This window comes from Aquicella siphonis (genome assembly GCF_902459485.1).
Classification (GTDB): domain Bacteria; phylum Pseudomonadota; class Gammaproteobacteria; order DSM-16500; family DSM-16500; genus Aquicella; species Aquicella siphonis.
Window position 1 is genome coordinate 1,513,724 of the sequence record NZ_LR699119.1, and the last position, 20,261, is coordinate 1,533,984.

Genomic DNA, 20,261 nt, shown 5'->3' on the forward strand with positions numbered 1-20,261 from the left:
AAAATGCAGCTGCTTTAAGGTGTTGGTGCTCAAAAATGATTCAAATAATCACAGGAACCTTATATAGATCATGCTGAAACGATTATTACCGCGACAAGACAATTTTTTTCAGCTCTTTCAAAAAGCTGCCGATAAGCTTTTATTGGCTTCCACTGAGTTTTCAAACATGCTGCAGAATTTAAATAATCAGCAGTATTATGTGGATGAAATCGCCAAGCATGAAGAAGAAGCGGACCAGATCGCCCATGCCAACTTTGAATTGCTGCACAAGACGTTCATTACACCTTTTGACCGGCATGATATTCACCAACTCACCAGCACCCTTGATGACATCATTGATTTAATCAATCGCATCGCCCAGCGTTTTCCATTTTATCAGCTCAAGGCCGTGCCAGAAGAAATGATACGGCTCTCCCAGCTCAGCGCAGAAGCCACCAGCCATATCAAGTCTTCCATTTATTGTCTACATTCATTGAAAAACTCCGCTGAAATATTCAAGTATTGCAATGAAATTGATCATGTTGAAAGCAAGGCGCACCAGGTCGTACTGGCGGGGGAAAAAAAATTATTTATGGAAGAACAGGATTTCAAACAGTTTTTCAAGCTGAAAGAAGTGTATGCTCACACCAAGTCCGTGATTAATCGCTGCCAGGATGTCGCCAACATTCTGAAAGGCATCGTTCTTGAGTATTCCTGATTATGGATTCATCCTTGAGTTTAGTCATTATAACGATTGGTCTCGCGTTGTTTTTTGATTTCTTGAACGGCTTCCATGATGCCGCCAATTCCATCGCGGCCATGGTTTCTACCCGGCTGCTCAAACCCCACTGGGCAGTACTCTGGGCCGCATTTTTCAATTTCGTCGCGTTTTTATTCTTTGGCGTGCATGTCGCAACTACCATCGGAACCGGATTGATCGATCCTGATGTCATCAATCTCTATGTCATTTTTTCGGCGCTGTTAGGCGCCATCATATGGAATATATTCACATGGTACTACGGACTGCCATCCAGCTCCTCACACGCCCTGATTGGCGGACTGCTGGGCGCAAGCATCGCCCACGCCGGCATGCAGCCTTTAAAATGGCTGGGCATTTGCAAGGTACTTCTAGCCATAGTCATCTCCCCGCTGTTGGGAATGCTCATGGGAATGTTGTTGATGGTTATCACTGCCAGATTATTTTTTTATTCCACTCCCAGTAAAGTGGAAGGCTGGTTTCACCGACTCCAATTCCTGTCTTCCGCCTTCATCAGCCTGGGACATGGCAGCAACGATGCGCAAAAAACCATGGGCATCATCGCCATTCTTCTCTATTCATCCAATCTTATAGGAGACCGCTTTTACGTTCCGTTCTGGGTTGTCATTTCCTGTAATTTTGTCATTGCGCTTGGAACCGTCTTCGGCGGATGGCGCATTGTCAAAACCATGGGTATGCGCATCACAAAACTGAAACCTGTCAGCGGGTTCTGTTCTGATACCGCAAGTGCTTTCACTCTTGCCCTCGCGACCATGATGGGTATTCCTGTTTCAACCACCCATACAGTGACAGGCGCCATCATTGGCGTCGGGTCCTTAAATGGATTTTCCGCCGTACGCTGGGGCGTGGCAAAAAACATAGTCTGGGCATGGATACTGACCATTCCTGCCGCCGGATGCGTTGCCGCGATTGTTTGGAGTATCATACAATTCATCACCGCCGATGCGACCATTGCGTTATATTCCAATCTTTTCTTATATAGTTAATGTTCCCTACTGTGTTCTTTTTTGCGTTGATGTTTTTTTCAGTTCGAACTGCCGGCCCATATCCATTGCCATTAATACGAGTGTGGGCAGCGTATTATTTCCAAAATGCGTCATGGTTGTCAGTGGACCCCAATGCTTGTCCAAGAGATTATTTTTGCGTAAATAACCCGCAAGATCAGCCAGCGGCCAGGGCGGATCGCTCAGGAGGAAATCGCGAAATACCTGACTGGCTCGCAGTTTATCACTTCTGGAAAATGCCAAGGAAAACAGTGACCCAATATACTGTCCTGCGTCAGACTTGAATTCAGGTCCCTCTTCTCTGGATTGATCATATGCCTCAAGCAGACACAAAAGATACGCGCGCAAATTACTCTCGCTGGCAAATGCAGGTTTAAATTGTACCAGTTTCGAGAGAATCTGATCCGCATCCTGTAATTGCACGCGCTTGAATTCCTCCAGATTTCGATATGACCGCCTCAAGTGAGGCAAATCAATTCCCATGACGATTCGAAATAATTCCGTTCTGCTAATGGCATTCATGAAAATTGGCCAGTGATGCCTGGGCAAGTATTCAACCAACAGATTGGATAAATCAAACGGTGATTTTTGGTTGGCAAGCAGATGATCCAGCAAGCGGGATGTTCCTTCCGCGCCATATGAGGCTGTGACCTGGTAGTGATCGCTTTTCAGTGACTCAAGAAATGCCGCCTTGTACCTGGCGGTGTTTTCATTCAACACAAGAGTATCATAATATTCACAGGCCTGCTGTGAGTGTTGGCGGATCATGCGTTCTTCATTGAGAGTCAAATGTTTTTTTAGAGGATAGGGTTTCTGCCGCAAGCGCGACAGCCGCGAAGCCTGACCTGAAAAAGCATGCGTTCCTGTCATCTGATAGCGGTTTTCAAGATATTGGAAACAGTGTTCCACCGCCAGCGGCGAATCATCCTCCCCCAGTATAAACTCATGCAGGCGCAAGGCGGACAAGTCACCCTGGCCAGGAAAGACGTGTTCGCTTGAGGTTAGTGTAGGCATCAGAATGTCATAGACCGGCTTGCTATCCATAACGGATAAGACCGTTGCCAGAATGACACATGATTGACTGACAGCGGTACGCGAAGACAGGGGGTAAACAAGATCCGTTTTATCAATTCTCTCCCAGCGCTGTTTCAGAAACTCATAAAACGCCCTCAACGCAGACGGACTGGAATTTTCTTCACAATTCTTGTATTCCACCAGCAGCCGGCGCAATTGATTGAACGTCAAGTCAGATTCCATTTTTTTAAGAATGGACAAGATGTCACTTGCCTGGGGCTCAGGATTTATAGCGCCGAAATGACCGAAGAGAACGTTGAGTTTCTCAGTCAGCTCTGCGACGACATCTCTCACAAGGCGCACCTGCATGGCTGCCTCCTCACCATCACAGTCAATTCACATCAATCTGTCTTCCATGCCATAAATGTACTATTGCGCTGCATGGGACTTTCCGCTGCGGCATTTTTTCAACAGCAGGACTGCCGCAGCGAAAACATGACCGGACATGAAGTGATGAGTGTTCGGCCGTTCAGTCTTAATAAACAGCCCGCGCTCGCGCCGTCTCAATGAGCGTTTCATCCGTCGCCTTGCCCGGCAGCCTGGAAACAGCGAGTCTGATCTGCTCCATAAATCTGACCAGCTTTCCGTCTTCCAGCACAGCCTTGTGCGGATACAATTCTGAACCGGGTGTGTTCAGAACCGCGTCAAAATCTGACAACCTGGCGCCGCTCAACAGAAATTTCTTGACGGTTTCCACTGCCAGGTTTTTTTGTTTTCCGGTGGGCACAGATGCGAATAGACTTGCAATCGTCCCGCCCAGAGTAGTATGGTCACTTGCGACGGCGCCGCGATCCCGGGAATAAATTTCAAGGAAACAATACAGGATTGCCTTGCTGCGTGTTTCATTTTCGTTAAATAATTCCTTGATGTTGAATAAATCCAGCATTGAGGTTTGACCATTCGTCATTAATCTGATGAATGGTTCAAGATCGATATTCTCAACATAGCTTTGCCAGTATGACTTATCCAGACCCGTCAATTCCGCCACCAACTCATCCCTGTCTTTCACATCTTGCATTACAGCCGTGCGCAGCCGCTTATTTGCACTGACCTGATCGAGATCGTGGTGAATAGCCGGTTGCAATAAACGCTGTGGATTTCGGTTCAGATAATTAATTTGATAACCGGTGATGGCAAGATGATCCGCCAACACTCTGCAAAACTGATTTGCAGCGGAATGAGATTCCGCGTACGACGCAGCCGTCCCATCAATCAAATGCCACCGTTCTCTGAGGAAACGGATAAAAGGTTCTATCGCCGCACCGCCCGGCCTGGGATTTTTCTCAAGGGCATTTTGCAAAAGCCGTCTGGCTGTGCTGAGCGCGCGTCTGGATTCCAGATAAACCGCCATATCCATATTTTGAATGTTGTCTTTTTCAAGGGCGTTCAACTCATCCAGCAGCCGCGCAGCAAAGAGCCGTATATCCTCGCTTGATTTTTTCAGCCTGTTTGTAAGAACCTGCGCTTCTTCCGGCATCTGTTCTTCCGCTTTCAGCGTTTTCAGCGTCAGCGCGGTGAGTTGTTCATCATCTCCGCTCCAGCCAGCCAAGCTGCTTGATGCCGGCACCAATAACTCGTCGGCATTTTGCAGATGCGAGGCATCCTGATTGAACTTCAGCGCATGAAAAACCGCATTTGCTAAATATTTGCAAAATACATTGGCACGGGTACCGTCATTCAGCCGATAATCCGCCCGTGACCCTTCGATTATCTTGAATCGCGCCGCCAGAAAATCAATGATGGATGACAGATTATTCCAGCTGACTGGTTCCTCGGATTGACTCAGTTTTTTCAGTCGTTCTTGCAATTCATCCAGGACAGTCTGTGACTCCAGCGAGGCAAAAGGTGAATATTCCTGCGCGCGGCTGGTTTGCTGAATTTCCAGCGCAGCCAGGGCTTCTGACGCAAAGACGCGCAGACTGCATACGCTGACCGGCATGAGAAGATGATTTTTATCGCGCGGTTTATACTGGATCCTGTTCGCAATCAGGATCAGGTTATTCGCCAAAACCTGACAATACCGGCTGGCCAGAGTATCAGGATGTGATGAATAAGTCGCGCCGGTCAGAGCCATTTTTTCCCACCGATCGCGCAGGAAACGATAAAACGGCTCCAGGTCAGTCTCAGACAGTATTTCCGCCTTGGAATCCTGGTATTGCCTCAGCAGCGCAGACAGTTCGCCCACCGTGCGCTGAGATTCCTGCCTGACCGCGGGATCAAGGCCTTGCTGGTTAATATCCTTCAGCCGCTTGAGTTCATCCTGCAATCCTTTTATCCAATCCTTAATAAGCATAGCAAACAATCCTCCTGATTGATTTATGAAGACTTTACCTGACTTCACCAAGATAAAGATAATTTCTTAAGGATTTATTAAATGCCAATCGAAATGATTTTATGACAATTTTATGACAATTTAAGAAAACCTTAACTTTATAGGTTCATGATGTAATAAGTGTTTGCAAGCATGCTGTCTTGGCCGATGTGTACTCCTGTGAGGGGAGCCGTTTCCCGCAGTAGGGAAACATGAAGTCGGGTGGCGGTTGTAAGCCGCGGCTGTCACTGTCACCCTGCTTTTTATCCGTTCTTTTCCTGAATACCCTTGACCCGGTCATTGTCTGACTTCAGAATGTGAATTCCCTCTCGCAGAAATGGATTTTTTTATGCAACGGATTGTTTTGTTCGCTCTGTTTTCGACCTTGTTCGCTACAATTCTATCCCACCCGGCATCGGCAGAATTCCCGCAAAAAAGAATTAACCGTGTGATTTATGTCACGCTGGATGGAGTGCGCTGGCAGGATGTGTACCTTGATCGCAGTCATTTTGCCAAAATATGGACATTATATGCTCCCAGATTATCGTTTTATGGCGAGCCAGGCAGTCACACCACCATGTCAGCGGCTTCCATACCCGTCAGTCTGCCTTCTTACCAAAGTCAAATGTCCGGCTCCGTCCAGCCTTGCACTGATAATGAATGCGGGCGCATCCGGGTACAAACACTGCCAGAATATCTCATCAACCGGCTGCATTTCGCCAAACAGGATGTCGCCATTTTCTCTTCCTGGCCGGAAGTAGCTTATGCAGCAGAATCAAAACCAGGCACAGCTTATTGCAATGCCGGCAACCTTCCCGTGACCGACCCCGTCTCGCACCGGCCCGATGAAGTCATGGCAGCGCTCAACCATCAGCAGGACCTGGATCATCCCGGCTACAAACCTAACCGTTATGATAAATATACCTTCGCTCAGGCATTGCATTATCTTGAGAAATACCATCCCCGGTTTCTCTGGATATCCCTGGTCAATGCTGATGACGAAGCGCATTTTCAAAATCTCCAGCATTATCACCGGATGCTGTCATATTATGACGATGCGCTGAATGGACTGTTCAAGACATTGAAATCCATGCGTCTGGATGACAGCACGATGGTGATAGTCACCACGGATCACGGCCGGGGAAATAATGAAAACTGGACGACACACGGAAAAGACTATCCGGAATCCAGCCGTACCTGGGCGTTCGTGATGAACGGCAAACTTGCGCCAACGAAGCGTGAGCGGGATACCGATCACTACGACACCCTGTCTATCCGCCCGGCGATAGAACAAGTCTTCTCATGACCACGGATAGAATCATTTTCCTTTTTTATCCAGCCCCCTGAGATAGGCCAGCCGCTCGGCAATCTTTGATTCCAGGCCTCGATTAACCGGATGATAATAAGTCTGTTTCGCCAATTCCTCAGGAAAATACTCCTCACCCGCGGCATAGGCATCCGGCTCATCATGCGCATATCGATAATCCTTGCCATATCCCAAGTTTTTCATCAATTTCGTCGGCGCATTGCGTATATGCAGCGGCACTTCCAGCGAACCGTGTTCTTTTGCGTCACGCATCGCGGCGCCAAACGCTGTATAAATCGCATTGCTTTTGGGCGCGCAAGCCAGATACACAACCGCCTGGGCGATGGTTAACTCTCCTTCAGGTGAGCCCAGCCGCTCATAAACCTCACAAGCCTGAATGGCAAGTTCCAGCGCGCGCGGATCAGCCAGGCCAATGTCTTCGCTCGCCATGCGCACAGCGCGCCTTGCGATATAGAGCGGGTCACATCCTCCGTCCAGCATGCGGCACAGCCAATATAAAGCCGCATCCGGCGCAGACCCGCGCACGGATTTATGCAAGGCGGAAATCTGGTCATAAAAGGCTTCACCCTGCTTGTCAAAACGACGCAGGTTCACCTGCATCACTTCTGCCAGCAATTCTTTTGTCACAATCAATCCCTGGTCATGATCCTGGACCAGATCTGACAATATCTCCAGCAGATTCAATACTTGACGCGCGTCCCCATCCGCCGCACGCACCAGAAGCCGCTGTAACTCGTCTGGAAAATCCAGCTTCAGTCTGCCCAGTCCGCGTTCCTTATCCTGGAGAGCTGCTTTCAATACTGTTATCAGTTCTTCTTCAGACAATCGTTTTAATACATAGACCCGCGTGCGCGACAAGAGCGCGCCGTTTAATTCGAATGACGGATTTTCCGTCGTGGCGCCGATCAGAATAAACGTTCCATCTTCCACAAATGGTAAAAAAACATCTTGCTGCGCCTTGTTAAAACGATGAACTTCGTCGATGAACAAAATAGTAGCCTGATGATTTTCCTTTCTTGCCGTTTTGGCTTCCTCTACCACCTTCCGAATATCCTTGACCCCGGAAAAAATCGCTGACAGACGTTCAAAACGCGCCTGCGTCTTGTCCGCCATTAATTGCGCCAGAGTGGTCTTGCCCGTGCCGGGCGGCCCCCACAAGATCATCGAATGTAATATGCCTTGTTCAATCGCCCGTCTTAAGGGTTTTCCTGGACCCAGCAAATGCGTCTGCCCTGAAAATTCATCCAGTGATTTTGGACGCATCCGGGTCGCGAGGGGTTGAAAAGACTCAGCAGCGGCATTGTCATTTTTTATGCGTTTCATCGATGACATCTACTTTTGAAGAAGGCTTGAATGTAAACAGCGATGAAGCCAGGCTGACATTCATTTGAATTTTTTGAAACTGAACGACAGTGGTATGGCCCAGATTATCCTGCAGCCGCATTTCACGGATTTGTTTTTTCACAAACCCCATTTGAATGGATTCAAACATATTATCTGATTTCTTTTTGGGGATAAGAGAAAACCAGCGCCATTCCGGTGAGCCGCGCTGTATGGATTTCACTGTGAAATCTTTTTCCAGACCGAGATTATCATGACTTAGCAGCAGAGCGGGCGTTTCGCCGGTTGTTTTAGACAGCGAACGTATGGTGACCTGCTCCAGATCGGGATCATAAATCCAGAGTTTGGACTGGTTGGCAATAATTAACTGCGGAATAGGCTTGGTCACCTCCCAGCGAAACTTTCCTGGACGCTGCATCGCCATCTGTCCATAGGACTTTTGCGTGACTTTCCCCTGGTTGTCGTAAGTCGTTTGCGTAAAGCTGGCGCGCATGCTTTGCACAGAATTCAACAGATCGGATAAATCCGCTGAAAAACTGTCAGCATGAGCCGACACAGCCCAAAAGAACAGGAATAATGCGCACACACGATATATAAAAGATTGTTTCATATAAACCTCATGGTGACCCGGTCTAATTGATATGACGTCAAGCCTTATTCAGCAAAGCCGCTGTTTCAATCCATGGGCGGCCCGGCCGCCAGCACTTCCCTCGCACCGCTATTATCCATGGTGCTGACCACACCCGCCGATTCCATTTCTTCCATGATACGCGCCGCGCGGTTATAGCCTATGCGTAAACGGCGCTGAACCAGTGAGATGGAAGCCCGCCTGCTTTCAGTCACGATACGCACGGCTTCATCATATAAAGGATCTGCTTCCCCGGCGCCCTGGCCTTCCCCGCCGCCAGTCTCGCCAGCTTCATCAGTCACCTCATACAGATACTCCGGTTCCCCGCAGCTGCGCCACGCCGCGACAACACGGTGGACTTCTTCATCCGCCACATAAGCACCATGAACGCGAATAGGCACACCTGCTCCCGGCGGCAAGTATAACATATCGCCGTGCCCAAGAAGCTGCTCAGCGCCCTGCTGATCAAGAATGGTACGGGAATCAATACGAGAAGAAACCTGAAATGCGACACGTGTAGGGATATTTGCCTTGATTAATCCTGTGATGACATCCACCGAAGGGCGTTGAGTGGCAATGATCAGATGAATGCCTGCCGCACGCGCCTTTTGCGCTATACGCGCAATCAGGTCTTCCACTTTCTTGCCGACGACCATCATCATGTCAGCCAGCTCATCCACCACAACCACGATCAGAGGCAAAGGTTCCAGTTGTTCTTTTGCGGATTCAGAATCCGTTACTAGCGTTCCCGGCAGCGGGATAGGCTGGCCCTGCTTGATGGCATCGCTGACTTTCTGGTTATAGCCGGCAATATTACGCACACCCAATGACGCCATCAGCCGATAGCGCTTGTCCATTTCAGCCACGCACCAGCGCAAGGCATTGGCAGCATCTTTCATATCGGTGATAACAGGCGTCAGCAGATGCGGAATGCCGTCATAAACAGACAGTTCCAACATCTTGGGATCAATCATGATAAAACGCAGCTGCTCAGGGGTTGATTTGAATAGCATACTTAACAACATGGCATTCAGGCTGACAGATTTGCCCGAGCCCGTCGTGCCCGCGACCAGCAGATGCGGCATTTTGGTCAAGTCCACCACGACGGGATTTCCTGAAATATCTTTCCCTAACACCAGACTGACAGGTGAACGGGATTGAGCATAGCGCTGCGATTCAATGATGTCGCGCAACGTCACCAGCTCACGGTTTTCGTTCGGTATTTCCAGGCCTATTACGGACTTGCCCGGGATGACTTCGACCACGCGTACGCTGACAGCAGAAAGAGAGCGCGCGATATCTTTAGCGAGCCCCGTGATCTTGCTCACCTTGATGCCTGGCGCAAGGTCAAGTTCAAATCGGGTAATGACCGGCCCAGGCAATACCGCCACCACCTTTGCTTCCACGCCAAAATCCGAGAGGCGCTGCTCTACCAACTGTGACAATTCATCAAAGGTGATATTTGAAAACGGTTTTTCAGCCGCCTGCGCGGAAGTATTCAATAAGGTAAACGGCGGCAGGCTGCCCGGCTCCAGTTTGATTCCGGCATCCACCGCGATTTTCTTTTTCTCCCTGCGCGGCTCCAGCTTAGGTACCACCACGGGAACAGGCGGTTTGGTTACCGGAATGTTTTCGGGTCCATCGGCTAGCAAAGGCTCCGCGCGCGCAACCCGCCTCGGTGCGGGCGGCGCTGGTTCAGACTTGTCTGTTCCGGTTCTTTCGCGCAGTGCAGCAAGCAACAACCGGCACCGCGTTAGCAGATAACTCCAGTATTGATATGCCTTGGCGCCGACTGACTCCACTACCCACAGCCAGGATAATCCTGTTACCAGCGTGATACCGCAAAGCAGGGTGGTCAGAAATAAGAGTGAACTGCCGGCCTTGTTAAAAAGGAGAGACAATCCCGTCCCCAATAAATCCCCTATGATACCGCCTGAATCAGCAGGCCAGTGCGTCCTGGAGTTAAAATAGAAGCTTACCAGGCCGCAGCAACTGGATACGAACAATATCCACCCCAGTGATTTGAACACCCACTCATGAGACTTCCTGGGTGCTTCGTCGCGCTCCTGAACGCCTAACCAGCTGGATAACACCATCAGGAAAGGAAACAGATAGGCAACCACACCAAACAGGGAAAGAAAGATGTCAGCCAGCCAGGCTCCAACCCGGCCTCCCCAGTTTTCAATCCGCTTCCCCAACCCCGTGCTGGACCAGCCCGGATCAGTGGAATGATAGGTCAAGAGTGAAATGAGGAGAAAAACGGCGCAGGCAACCAACACCAGAAACAGCCCTTCCCGTAAACGATGGCGCATTTGTGAAGACAGCGGTTTGCGCTTTTTGTTATCAACTGCCTGTTTATAACGATTTTTCATATTATTAAATGTTTACCCGTCCTGACACTTCTCGTACTATACCGCACACAGACAAGTTTTGCGATTTCCAGCGCCCTGTTTATGGATAAATTCAACGCGAAAACTCGCAAAAATTCGTCTTGTGATGTATATATACCAGCTTGATAATTGCGAGATACCGAATTGTATGACTACAGCCAATCACCATAAATTAATCATATTAGGGTCCGGCCCCGCCGGATGGACCGCGGCCGTCTACGCCGCCCGCGCCAACCTGAAACCCGTCATGATTACCGGCATGACTCCAGGCGGGCAATTAAGCCTCACCACGGATGTGGACAACTGGCCGGGTGGAAAAGAAGGGCTGCAAGGTCCCGACCTCATGGAAAGCATGCGGCACCATGCCGAGCGCTTCAATACCGAAGTCGTATTTGATGAAATCACGTCTGCCGATGTCAAACAAACACCGTTCGTGCTCAAAGGTGAAAAAACCTATACCTGCGACGCCCTGATTATTGCGACCGGCGCGAGCGCGAAATACCTGGGTCTCGCATCCGAGGAAACCTATAAGGGCAAAGGTGTTTCAGCATGCGCTACCTGTGACGGATTTTTTTATCGCAATCAGAATGTTGTGGTCATTGGCGGCGGTAACACCGCGGTAGAGGAAACACTCTATCTGTCAAACCTTGTCGCCAATGTCACCCTGATTCACCGCAGAGACAAGTTGCGGGCAGAAAAAATCCTCATCGATCACCTTATGCATAAGAAGGAAACAACAGGAAAAATTAATCTTTTGTGGAACAGCGTAGTCGACGAAATCCTGGGCAATGAGCAAGGCGTCACCGGCATACGCGTCAAAAATACCCAGACAGGCGAAACACAAATCCTCGATGTCACCGGCGTATTCATTGCTATCGGTCATAAACCGAATACTGATATTTTTGCCGGCCAGCTGGACATGGATGCCGCAGGTTATCTTAAAGTACGCAGCGGTTCCGCGCAAAACGCGACTGCCACCAATATCCCGGGCGTTTTTGCCGCAGGCGATGTCTCGGATCCGACATACCGTCAGGCGATTACAGCAGCCGGATCTGGTTGCATGGCCGCCTTGGACGCTGACAAGTACCTGGACAACCTGGAAATGTCAAAAAGACATAAAACAACGAATACATCCGATGCATCCAAGTCTTGATGGCTATTCCCTAAGTCCAGGCCTGGGATATAATGATTAATCTACATAAAATTTGAGATGGAGAAAAATGGCAAAAGAAGAACAAATCGAGATGGAAGGCACCGTCATTGATGCCTTGCCGAATACCATGTTCAGGGTACAACTGGATAACGGACACGTTGTCCTCGCTCACATATCCGGAAAAATGCGTAAAAATTACATCCGCATTCTTAAAGGCGACAAAGTGACTGTTGAAATGACCCCGTACGACTTATCCAAAGGCCGCATCACGTTCCGCCATAAAGAAGGCGGCCCCAGACCTCCAGCCCCTTCCGAGAAAGAAGAATAATCGTTGCTGTCAGACTGATATCCCTATCAGACCCGGACAACTCCAGGCTTCAGGTTTAATACGTCTCGCGGCCTGGTTCTTGTTCCGGGCAATGACTTTTTCTCATTGTCAATTTGCCTCCTGTTTATTATAGTGAGTAACCGCAGCACCATAGCAATAGGCCCAGGAATGAAATTACTCAGCCCGCAATTACAAGCCTTCATCGCGATTGCAAAACATAAAACCGTACATGCAGCAGCACACTCACTGCATCTTACCCAAACAGCCGTGACCCAGCGCATCAGATCCCTGGAAAAACGCCTGGAAACCACATTATATGTACGCACGCGCCGCGGCATGTCATTGACACAAGAAGGACTGGCTCTCTTACGCTATTGCAGCGAGGCACAGGAACTGGAAGGCGAGATCATTTCATCCATTACCAGCACGGGCGTGGAAAAAAACCTGTCCTTGTGCATCACTGGTCCCTACACCATCATGCATACCCGCATCATTCCCCAGTGCATGCGCGTGATGCGTGAATTCCCGCGATTACTGTTACAGTTTGATATCAACGACAACGAGAATCGGGCCGCCACTTTGCGCCGCGGTGAAAGCCAGTTGGCCGTGATCGAAAAAAGTCTGCTTTCGGATGAAATGGAATTCAAGGATTTGAAACCTGAGCATTATCTTTTCGTCGTTTCTTCAAAATGGAAAAACCGCCGGCTGCGCGATGTGATCCAAACAGAGCGCATTATTGATTTTGATCCGCAGGATCAAATGACATTTAATTATTTGAAGCATTATTCTTTATTTGAAAATGCCAACAAAGACCGCTACTTCGCCAACCGCACTGACTGCCTCGCGATGATGATCGCAGACGGAACAGGATATGGAGTACTGCCGGCGGAATTCGCCAAACCCTATCTGGCAAACAAACAATTAAGTGTTCTTAATCAGGGAAAAAGCTATCCTCATCAGCTTGTGCTGGCGTGGTTTCCGCGGCACCAACTGCCTCCTTATTTCTCCGCGCTTATCAACGCCTGTGAATAACCCGGCTTGCGCCTGCACCCGCCCTTCATTCTTAGTTCACGATACGGCACAGAAAAAACCCCTGCATACTGGCACTGGTACGCAGGGGCTGGAAGTCTGATGTTGATTCTAGTTGACCTTCACCATGGCAGTATCCGATGTGTCTTCGATCAGGAACTTGATCTTTCCCTTTTCAATGGTGACTTTGACATGCCCGCCATTGCTGAGCTGGCCGAATAGCAATTCTTCCGCTAATGGCTTCTTGAGCTGCTCCTGGATCAGTCTGGCCATGGGACGCGCGCCCATTTTTTTGTCATAGCCGTTTTTCGCGAGCCAGGCACGCGCTTCCTCGTCCACTTCCAGGATGACATTCTTGCTTTCAAGCTGGCCTTCCAGTTCCGCGACAAATTTATTCACAACAGACAGGATAGTCTTGGTGTCCAGCGCCTTGAATTGTATGACCGCATCCAGGCGATTACGAAATTCCGGCGAAAATACCCGGTTAACCGCGGACATGATATCACTGTCATTATCTTGCGGCGTGAAACCAATATTGGATTTATCCATCACATCCGCGCCGGCATTCGATGTCATGATGAGTATGGTATGGCGAAAGTCCGTCTTGCGGCCATTCATGTCTGTCAATGTTCCATGATCCATGATTTGCAGCAACAGATTATAAACGTCCGGATGTGCCTTCTCGATTTCATCCAGCAAAACGATAGAATGAGGTGTTTTATTGACGGCTTCCGTTAACAATCCGCCTTCATCATAACCCACATAGCCCGGAGGCGCGCCTATTAGCCGTGATACGGAATGACGCTCCATGTATTCGGACATGTCAAAGCGCAGCAACTCAACCCCGGTAATTTTTGCCAGTTGTTTGCAGACTTCTGTTTTACCCACCCCGGTCGGACCTATAAACAGGAAAGATCCAATCGGCTTGTTGGGATCCCGCAGTCCGGAGCGCGCAAGCTTGACAGCCGCGCCCAGTGTTTCGATGGATTCATCCTGTCCATATATCATCATCTTGAGGTCGCGGGTTAAATTTTTAAGAACCTCGCGATCGGACGCGGACACATTGCGCTCAGGAACCCGCGCAATCTTGGCGACCATTTTTTCAATATCACCAACCTCAATGACTTTCTTGCGATTCACTTCAGGAAGCAGATATTGATACGCCCCCACTTCATCGACCAGATCTATCGCCTTGTCAGGCAAATGACGATCGCTGATGTACCGGGCCGACAAGCGCGCCGCCGCTTCCAGCGACTCATCCGTGTACTTCACATTATGATGCGCCTCAAACCGCCCGCGTAATCCCTTCAGGATTTCAATGGATTGTTCAATGGTGGGTTCCTTAATGTCAATTTTCTGGAACCGCCGGTCTAGCGCATGGTCTTTTTCAAATATACTGCGGTATTCCTTGTATGTGGTTGAACCTATGCACGTCAATTCACCTGAAGCCAGTAAGGGCTTAATCAGGTTAGAGACATCCATCAATCCTCCCGAAGCAGCGCCGGCGCCAATAATGGTGTGAATTTCATCGATAAACAAAATCGCGCCTTTTTGTTCTTTCAATTGATGCAGCACGCTCTTGAGACGTTTTTCAAAATCGCCGCGGTATTTGGTGCCCGCAAGCAGGCTGCCAAGATCCAGTGAATAGATAATGCTGTCGAACAAGACCGCAGGCACCTGTTTTTCAACAATGAGCCGCGCCAACCCTTCCGCGATTGCCGTTTTACCCACGCCGGCCTCACCCACCAGCAGCGGGTTATTCTTGCGCCGGCGGCAGAGCACCTGGATAGTGCGCTCAATTTCTTCTTCACGCCCGATCAGGGGATCAATCAATCCCATTTTCGCGCGCGCATTCAAATTGGTCGTGTACAATTCCAGCGGACTGGTGCCATTTTCATCGCCCATACCTTCGGAATCTTCAGAATAATGATTAAACGGATGCTCCTCACGTGTCTGTGGTGTCTTGGGCTTTGCAGTCCCGTGCGCGATATAATTGATGACATCCAGCCTGCTGATGTTTTCCTGACGGATGAAATAAACGCTCTGGCTTTCCTGTTCGCTGAATATCGCCGCGAGAATATTCGCGCCTGACACTTCTGTTTTCCCCGACGATTGCACTTGAAAAACGGCGCGCTGGATAACACGTTGAAAACCCAGCGTCGGCTGCGTGTCCCTGTCGTGTATATTGAGAGGAATAACAGGTGTTGTCCGGTCAATGAACTCGGTCAAATTACTGCGCAGGCGATTGATATTGGCACCGCAGGCTTTCAACACTTCCTGGGCAGAAGAATTATCGAGAAGCGCCAGAAGCAAATGTTCAACGGTGACAAATTCATGTCTTTTGTTGCGCGCTTCTTTAAACGCCGTATTGAGCGTGTACTCCAGTTCTTTGTCCAACATGCGACACCTCCTCCTCGTTTCATCTCGTTATTGTTATGCAACCTCCATGCTGCAATGTAATGGATGCTCATGTGTGTGAGCATACTCGATGACTTGAACTATTTTGGACTCCGCATAATCCTTGCTGAAAATTCCGCAAGCCGCCTTTCCATTTGTATGAGCTTCCAGCATTGTCTGCGCCGCCTGCTGTCTGTCCATAAAAAAGAACTTTTCCAAAATACCGACGACAAATTCCATCGGTGTAAAGTCATCATTGTGTACTACAACCGCATATAAAGGAGGTTCACCTGTTTCAGTCAAAGCCTCCAGGTTGGTTGTATATTCTTTATTTACCTCATTTTTCATGCTTCTTACCCTTTTTATAGACCATGAGATTTAGATTTTCCTTAAATGGAAAATATATTTATTAAAATGATAAATTCCGGAAATATGCATCTATAATATTAAAGATACCCTTCTCCAAACGATGCGCAAATTATATACCAAGCCCAGCTGTTGGACAATAATTATACAAGCAAAAAATGCTCTTGAAAATAATCTGGTGTATTAATCGCTATTGGCTCAAGAAATAGATACCACAAGAAATTCGATTACGATAAGCAGGAAAAATTATAAGAAATTACAAGACGTTGGCGCTAGGCCAGCCTGTTTTTTCCACGCTGACCCAACTCCGTGCGGAAATGGCTATGTCACATACTCCTGGTTTAGCATGTGCTTGATCATTGCTTCGCCAAAACCCGATGAACTCACTTCTTTGGCATCGCCCATCAGACGTGCGAAGTCATAAGTGACTGTTTTTGCAGCAATTGCTCCTTCCATCCCGCTGATAATCAGGTCTGCAGCCTCATTCCACCCCAAATGCCGCAGCATCATTTCCGCTGACAGAATCAATGAGCCCGGGTTGACCTTGTTCTGACCGGCATATTTTGGAGCTGTGCCATGCGTGGCTTCGAACATGGCAACGCTATCGCTCATATTGGCGCCGGGCGCGATGCCGATTCCGCCTACTTGCGCGGCCAAGGCATCGGAAATATAGTCGCCGTTGAGATTGAGAGTGGCTATCACACTGTAATCCGCTGGACGCAGCAGGATTTGCTGCAGAAATGCATCAGCGATGACGTCCTTGATGATGATATCCTTGCCCGTAACAGGATTTTTCAATACCTGCCAAGGCCCGCCGTCTAGCGGCTGCGCGCCGAATTCATTGCGCGCAACTTCATAACCCCAGTCACGAAACGCGCCTTCCGTGAATTTCATGATATTCCCCTTGTGAACCAGCGTGACTGAATCTCGCTGATGATCAATCGCATATTGTATCGCGCGCCTGACCAGACGGGACGTTCCTGCTTTGGATACCGGCTTGATGCCTATGCCGCAATTTTCAGGGAAACGGATCTTTTTGACTTTCATTTCATTCTGCAGAAACTGAATAACCCGGTTCGCTTCCGGGCTGCCTCCGGACCATTCAATCCCGGCATAAATATCTTCAGAATTCTCACGGAATATCACCATGTTTGTATTCCAGGGTTCTTTTACCGGGCTTGGCACCCCTTTGAAGTAGCGCACCGGGCGCAGGCATACATACAAATCCAGATCCTGGCGCAAGGTCACATTCAATGAACGGATACCGCCGCCCACCGGCGTTGTCAGCGGGCCTTTGATGGAAACAACATATTCCCGGACGATATCAATGGTTTCCTGTGGAAGCCAGGCGTCTTTACCATAGATTTTGGTTGCCTTTTCACCTGCATAGATTTCCATCCAGTGGATTTGTCTTTTTCCCCCGTAGGCTTTCTTTACTGCCTCATTCACCACCGACTTCATCACAGGAGTAATATCCACCCCTATTCCATCGCCCTCTATGAATGGAATAATGGGATTTTCCGGGACATTCAAGCTATGGTTCTGATTGACAGTGATTTTTTGTCCTGCAGACGGGACGGTGACGTGTTGATAAGACATGGCCTAAATCCTTTTCTTATGAAAAATTAGGCCCATATTAGCAAGCACGGTGCAGGCAAACAACAGAAAATAAACGAGGCGGGATCACGTCATCGTGTCAGTTTTCACATCCTGCAGTTTACCGGCGTAAATGTTTGCCAATCCTCTGCCCGGGTTTCTGGTATAACCCGTTAAATCCACGACGGCCCGCCTGAACCATTCCGGCCGCACGAACCGCCGCCGCTTCTCTCGTCTTTATGCGGCTGCGCCATAATCGACAACATGTTGAGATAGGATTTTGCATCATGAATCACTTTCTCTTCCCCTCTGCCCTGAGCGGAAGAAAGCGCTGACTGGCGTGAGGCCGTATGGTCGCTGGTATTGCTGAATATGGAATTGACACGGACAAGATGCCGCATGGGAACATCCCGGGTTTGATCAGGCTGGGACGTGGAGCCGCGTGCTTTCTTCGGTTTTTCAGCAGCGAATAACACATCCAGGCACAGTGAGGGAGCGACTTTTGGCTTATCTCTGGACTCAAAATAATGCAATAATTCTTCCAGCCTGTATGCCATGACGAACAGCTCGACTCCGTCAGCCTGCAATATCTTCCCTAGACTCTTCAGGCTTTTTGGCAAAGGATGTTTGGAGGAAACAAATTCACGATACAGCTCGACAAACATCGTTTTGTTTTTGGATTTTTTATGCTCCAGGAACAGCAGCGCACCAATGATATAAAGCTGACGATCCGTTTCATCATGCAAATCCATCATGCTGATGCCGCGCTGCGTGTATCCGCATGACTCGTACATGAAAATGGGATAATGATCAAACCTGAGCGCCTTGAGTTCTTCCGGTATGGAATTGGAAGTCAGCATCGGATTGATTTTTTGAATGAAGGATGCATACCTCAGGCTTTTCTCCTTGCAGTAAATCACTTTCCGCCTGTCAAAAATTCCCAGCTTTATTTCCAGGTCTTTTTTCTCTTCCTTCAGGATCCTTTGATATTCCACCAGCGTGGTCAACGCCTGAATATTTTCAAAATGCACATCATGCAGCGGCGTTTTGTCAGTCAGCTCGGGTAAGTCAATGAATTCATGGTCCAGCGACTCTATCCTTGATTCCAATTCTTCTATCTGGCTTATCACATGCTTCAACTTGCCAATCATTTGCTTTTCGATGTGTTCATTCCAGTCTCTGCGCTCCGCCGGAAGCGGACTGATGTTAATATGGAAATCAGGTGTCTTCAAAGTGAATTGATAATCAGGGAAACGTTTGACCAGGCGCCGGTAGCGAAAATAGGATTCGATATAAGAGATATATTCATCCAACTGCGTTTGCGTAGGAGTATGATGATCCGGCGTCTGGCGCTCATCATCAGCGATGCGTTCGGCGCTGCTGCCGGGAAGCTGCGAGCGCATGCTTTCATATACGGCCAAGACGTCATCAAGTTCCTCCAGTGACAAGGAATCCAGCCAGGGCCGTATTCCAGTGTGTGCTAATACCTCATAAGCCGAATTAAAATAATTTTCGACAAAATTCTGCGTTTCCCGTTCAGCGGAAGAAATCAGACTGATCTTGCCGTTCTGATTCACGGAAAAATCAAGAACCCCGATATTGTTATCCGGCAGGGCGATCGTCATGCGCGCCTCACGAATTTCATCGATATCAGTATTTTGTGACAACGCATTATATAAGGCTGCCATGACTTCGCTGGCGGATTTCAGGTCCACTTCCTTGAAAATTCCCCATAACACTTGATCGATTTCATCCTGTGAATCCACCTTGATCGCCAGCACGCCGGGATTGACGCCTTTCTCCGTGAATCCGTATCCGCGCGGAAGAAACCGTTTATCATCAAAAAGTTTTGTGGGTAACACCCGGATCAGACCGCCGTCACTATACCACTCGCCCTGCCACAACACAGGTTCGAAAACAAAGGGAAAAGAAGCGGATATGCGCACCGCCAAGGCTAACGGCATGTTCGGCGTGGTCTCATGGCTGAAATAAACACATTCCGGAAGCGCGAGGGAAAGATTCGTCCCGGTGATATACAGGTATTTGAATTTGCTCGCGGGGCCGCGGCCGTTTCCCCCGGCAAGCTTCGCAAGATCGGCGAATGTCGCGTCTTTTTTTCCCAGTTTTTTTTCGACTATGGATTCCAGCCATCTTAAAAATTCGTTACCCGATGAGAGTGAGTAATTCGTGCTGCTCAGGATGGAAAGCGCCAGTCTTCCTTTGGCGTATAATCCGGAAGAAGAGAACCATGAATGCGAACCTTCGAGAAACCGCTCCATGTTCAGTCCCAGCATGATGGCTTCCGCATCTTCGGGATCATACCCCAAGGCAATGGCCAATGCGCAAATTGCACCGCCGGAACTGCCGGCAACATGCTGTACTTGATGCATGAGTCCGCAGCGGTATAAGACTTTGTAAAACCCCGGGTAAGCTGCGCAGCGGCTGCCGCCTCCTTCCAGCGCGAGACAGTTAATGGGGGGAAGAGGAGTTTGAACGATAATTTGTCCCGTCTGACGATTGATAACTGCGTTAGTTCGGCTAAGCATGTTCGTCCCTTTTT

The 20,261-nt window shown here is 49.0% G+C and carries 15 protein-coding genes; 6 read left to right on the forward strand and 9 right to left on the reverse strand.

All coding sequences use genetic code 11. The features are described from left to right. Window positions 1-70 precede the first annotated feature (70 nt). Window positions 71-697, forward strand: a complete 627-nt coding sequence (locus AQULUS_RS07125; RefSeq protein WP_148339386.1) for a DUF47 domain-containing protein — start codon at window positions 71-73, stop codon at window positions 695-697. 2 nt (window positions 698-699) lie between these two features. Beyond that, the gene (locus tag AQULUS_RS07130; protein WP_148339387.1) at window positions 700-1,743 is read left to right on the forward strand and encodes an inorganic phosphate transporter; all 1,044 of its coding nucleotides are present in this window, start codon (window positions 700-702) and stop codon (window positions 1,741-1,743) included. A 6-nt stretch (window positions 1,744-1,749) separates the two neighbouring features. On the opposite strand, the gene AQULUS_RS07135 is transcribed toward AQULUS_RS07130, so the two are convergent. Next, the gene (locus tag AQULUS_RS07135) at window positions 1,750-3,144 is read right to left on the reverse strand and encodes a hypothetical protein (RefSeq protein WP_148339388.1); all 1,395 of its coding nucleotides are present in this window, start codon (window positions 3,142-3,144) and stop codon (window positions 1,750-1,752) included. 166 nt (window positions 3,145-3,310) lie between these two features. Then, the gene (locus AQULUS_RS07140; protein WP_148339389.1) at window positions 3,311-5,128 is read right to left on the reverse strand and encodes a hypothetical protein; all 1,818 of its coding nucleotides are present in this window, start codon (window positions 5,126-5,128) and stop codon (window positions 3,311-3,313) included. Window positions 5,129-5,495: 367 nt separating this feature from the next. On the opposite strand from AQULUS_RS07140, the gene AQULUS_RS07145 reads away from it, so the two are divergent. Continuing rightward, entirely contained in the window at window positions 5,496-6,452 is a 957-nt protein-coding gene (locus AQULUS_RS07145) for a sulfatase-like hydrolase/transferase (RefSeq protein ID WP_172622774.1), read from the forward strand. 12 nt (window positions 6,453-6,464) lie between these two features. On the opposite strand, the gene AQULUS_RS07150 is transcribed toward AQULUS_RS07145, so the two are convergent. The 3 genes from AQULUS_RS07150 to AQULUS_RS07160 all read right to left on the reverse strand — a co-directional run bounded on the left by AQULUS_RS07150 (window position 6,465) and on the right by AQULUS_RS07160 (window position 10,814). Beyond that, complete coding sequence (locus AQULUS_RS07150; protein WP_269472870.1) at window positions 6,465-7,796, reverse strand: replication-associated recombination protein A; 1,332 nt, start codon at window positions 7,794-7,796, stop codon at window positions 6,465-6,467. Further along, the gene (lolA, locus tag AQULUS_RS07155; RefSeq protein WP_148339392.1) at window positions 7,777-8,424 is read right to left on the reverse strand and encodes an outer membrane lipoprotein chaperone LolA; all 648 of its coding nucleotides are present in this window, start codon (window positions 8,422-8,424) and stop codon (window positions 7,777-7,779) included. The genes AQULUS_RS07150 and lolA overlap by 20 nt, the downstream gene beginning before the upstream one ends. A gap of 65 nt (window positions 8,425-8,489) precedes the next feature. After that, entirely contained in the window at window positions 8,490-10,814 is a 2,325-nt protein-coding gene (locus AQULUS_RS07160; RefSeq protein WP_197737301.1) for a DNA translocase FtsK, read from the reverse strand. 166 nt (window positions 10,815-10,980) lie between these two features. Here AQULUS_RS07160 and trxB point away from each other — a divergent pair, with 166 nt between their 5' ends. From trxB to AQULUS_RS07175, 3 genes are all read left to right on the forward strand, one after another. Continuing rightward, window positions 10,981-11,985 (forward strand): thioredoxin-disulfide reductase, encoded by a 1,005-nt coding sequence (gene trxB, locus AQULUS_RS07165; RefSeq protein ID WP_148339393.1) that lies wholly within the window; start codon window positions 10,981-10,983, stop codon window positions 11,983-11,985. Window positions 11,986-12,052: 67 nt separating this feature from the next. Then, entirely contained in the window at window positions 12,053-12,313 is a 261-nt protein-coding gene (infA, locus tag AQULUS_RS07170) for a translation initiation factor IF-1 (RefSeq protein WP_148339394.1), read from the forward strand. Window positions 12,314-12,481: 168 nt separating this feature from the next. Further along, window positions 12,482-13,345, forward strand: a complete 864-nt coding sequence (locus AQULUS_RS07175) for a LysR family transcriptional regulator (RefSeq protein WP_148339395.1) — start codon at window positions 12,482-12,484, stop codon at window positions 13,343-13,345. A gap of 108 nt (window positions 13,346-13,453) precedes the next feature. Here AQULUS_RS07175 and clpA read toward each other — a convergent pair whose 3' ends face one another. From clpA to AQULUS_RS07195, 4 genes are all read right to left on the reverse strand, one after another. Continuing rightward, window positions 13,454-15,742 (reverse strand): ATP-dependent Clp protease ATP-binding subunit ClpA, encoded by a 2,289-nt coding sequence (clpA, locus tag AQULUS_RS07180; protein ID WP_148339396.1) that lies wholly within the window; start codon window positions 15,740-15,742, stop codon window positions 13,454-13,456. Between the two features lie 33 nt (window positions 15,743-15,775). Then, entirely contained in the window at window positions 15,776-16,087 is a 312-nt protein-coding gene (gene clpS / locus AQULUS_RS07185) for an ATP-dependent Clp protease adapter ClpS (protein WP_148339397.1), read from the reverse strand. A 339-nt stretch (window positions 16,088-16,426) separates the two neighbouring features. Continuing rightward, window positions 16,427-17,704: an NADP-dependent isocitrate dehydrogenase gene (gene icd / locus AQULUS_RS07190; RefSeq protein WP_148339398.1), complete on the reverse strand. Its 1,278-nt coding sequence runs from the start codon at window positions 17,702-17,704 to the stop codon at window positions 16,427-16,429. 170 nt (window positions 17,705-17,874) lie between these two features. Further along, a complete protein-coding gene (locus tag AQULUS_RS07195) occupies window positions 17,875-20,247 on the reverse strand; it encodes a patatin-like phospholipase family protein (protein ID WP_148339399.1) in 2,373 nt (790 codons plus the stop codon). Between the last annotated feature and the right edge of the window lie 14 nt (window positions 20,248-20,261).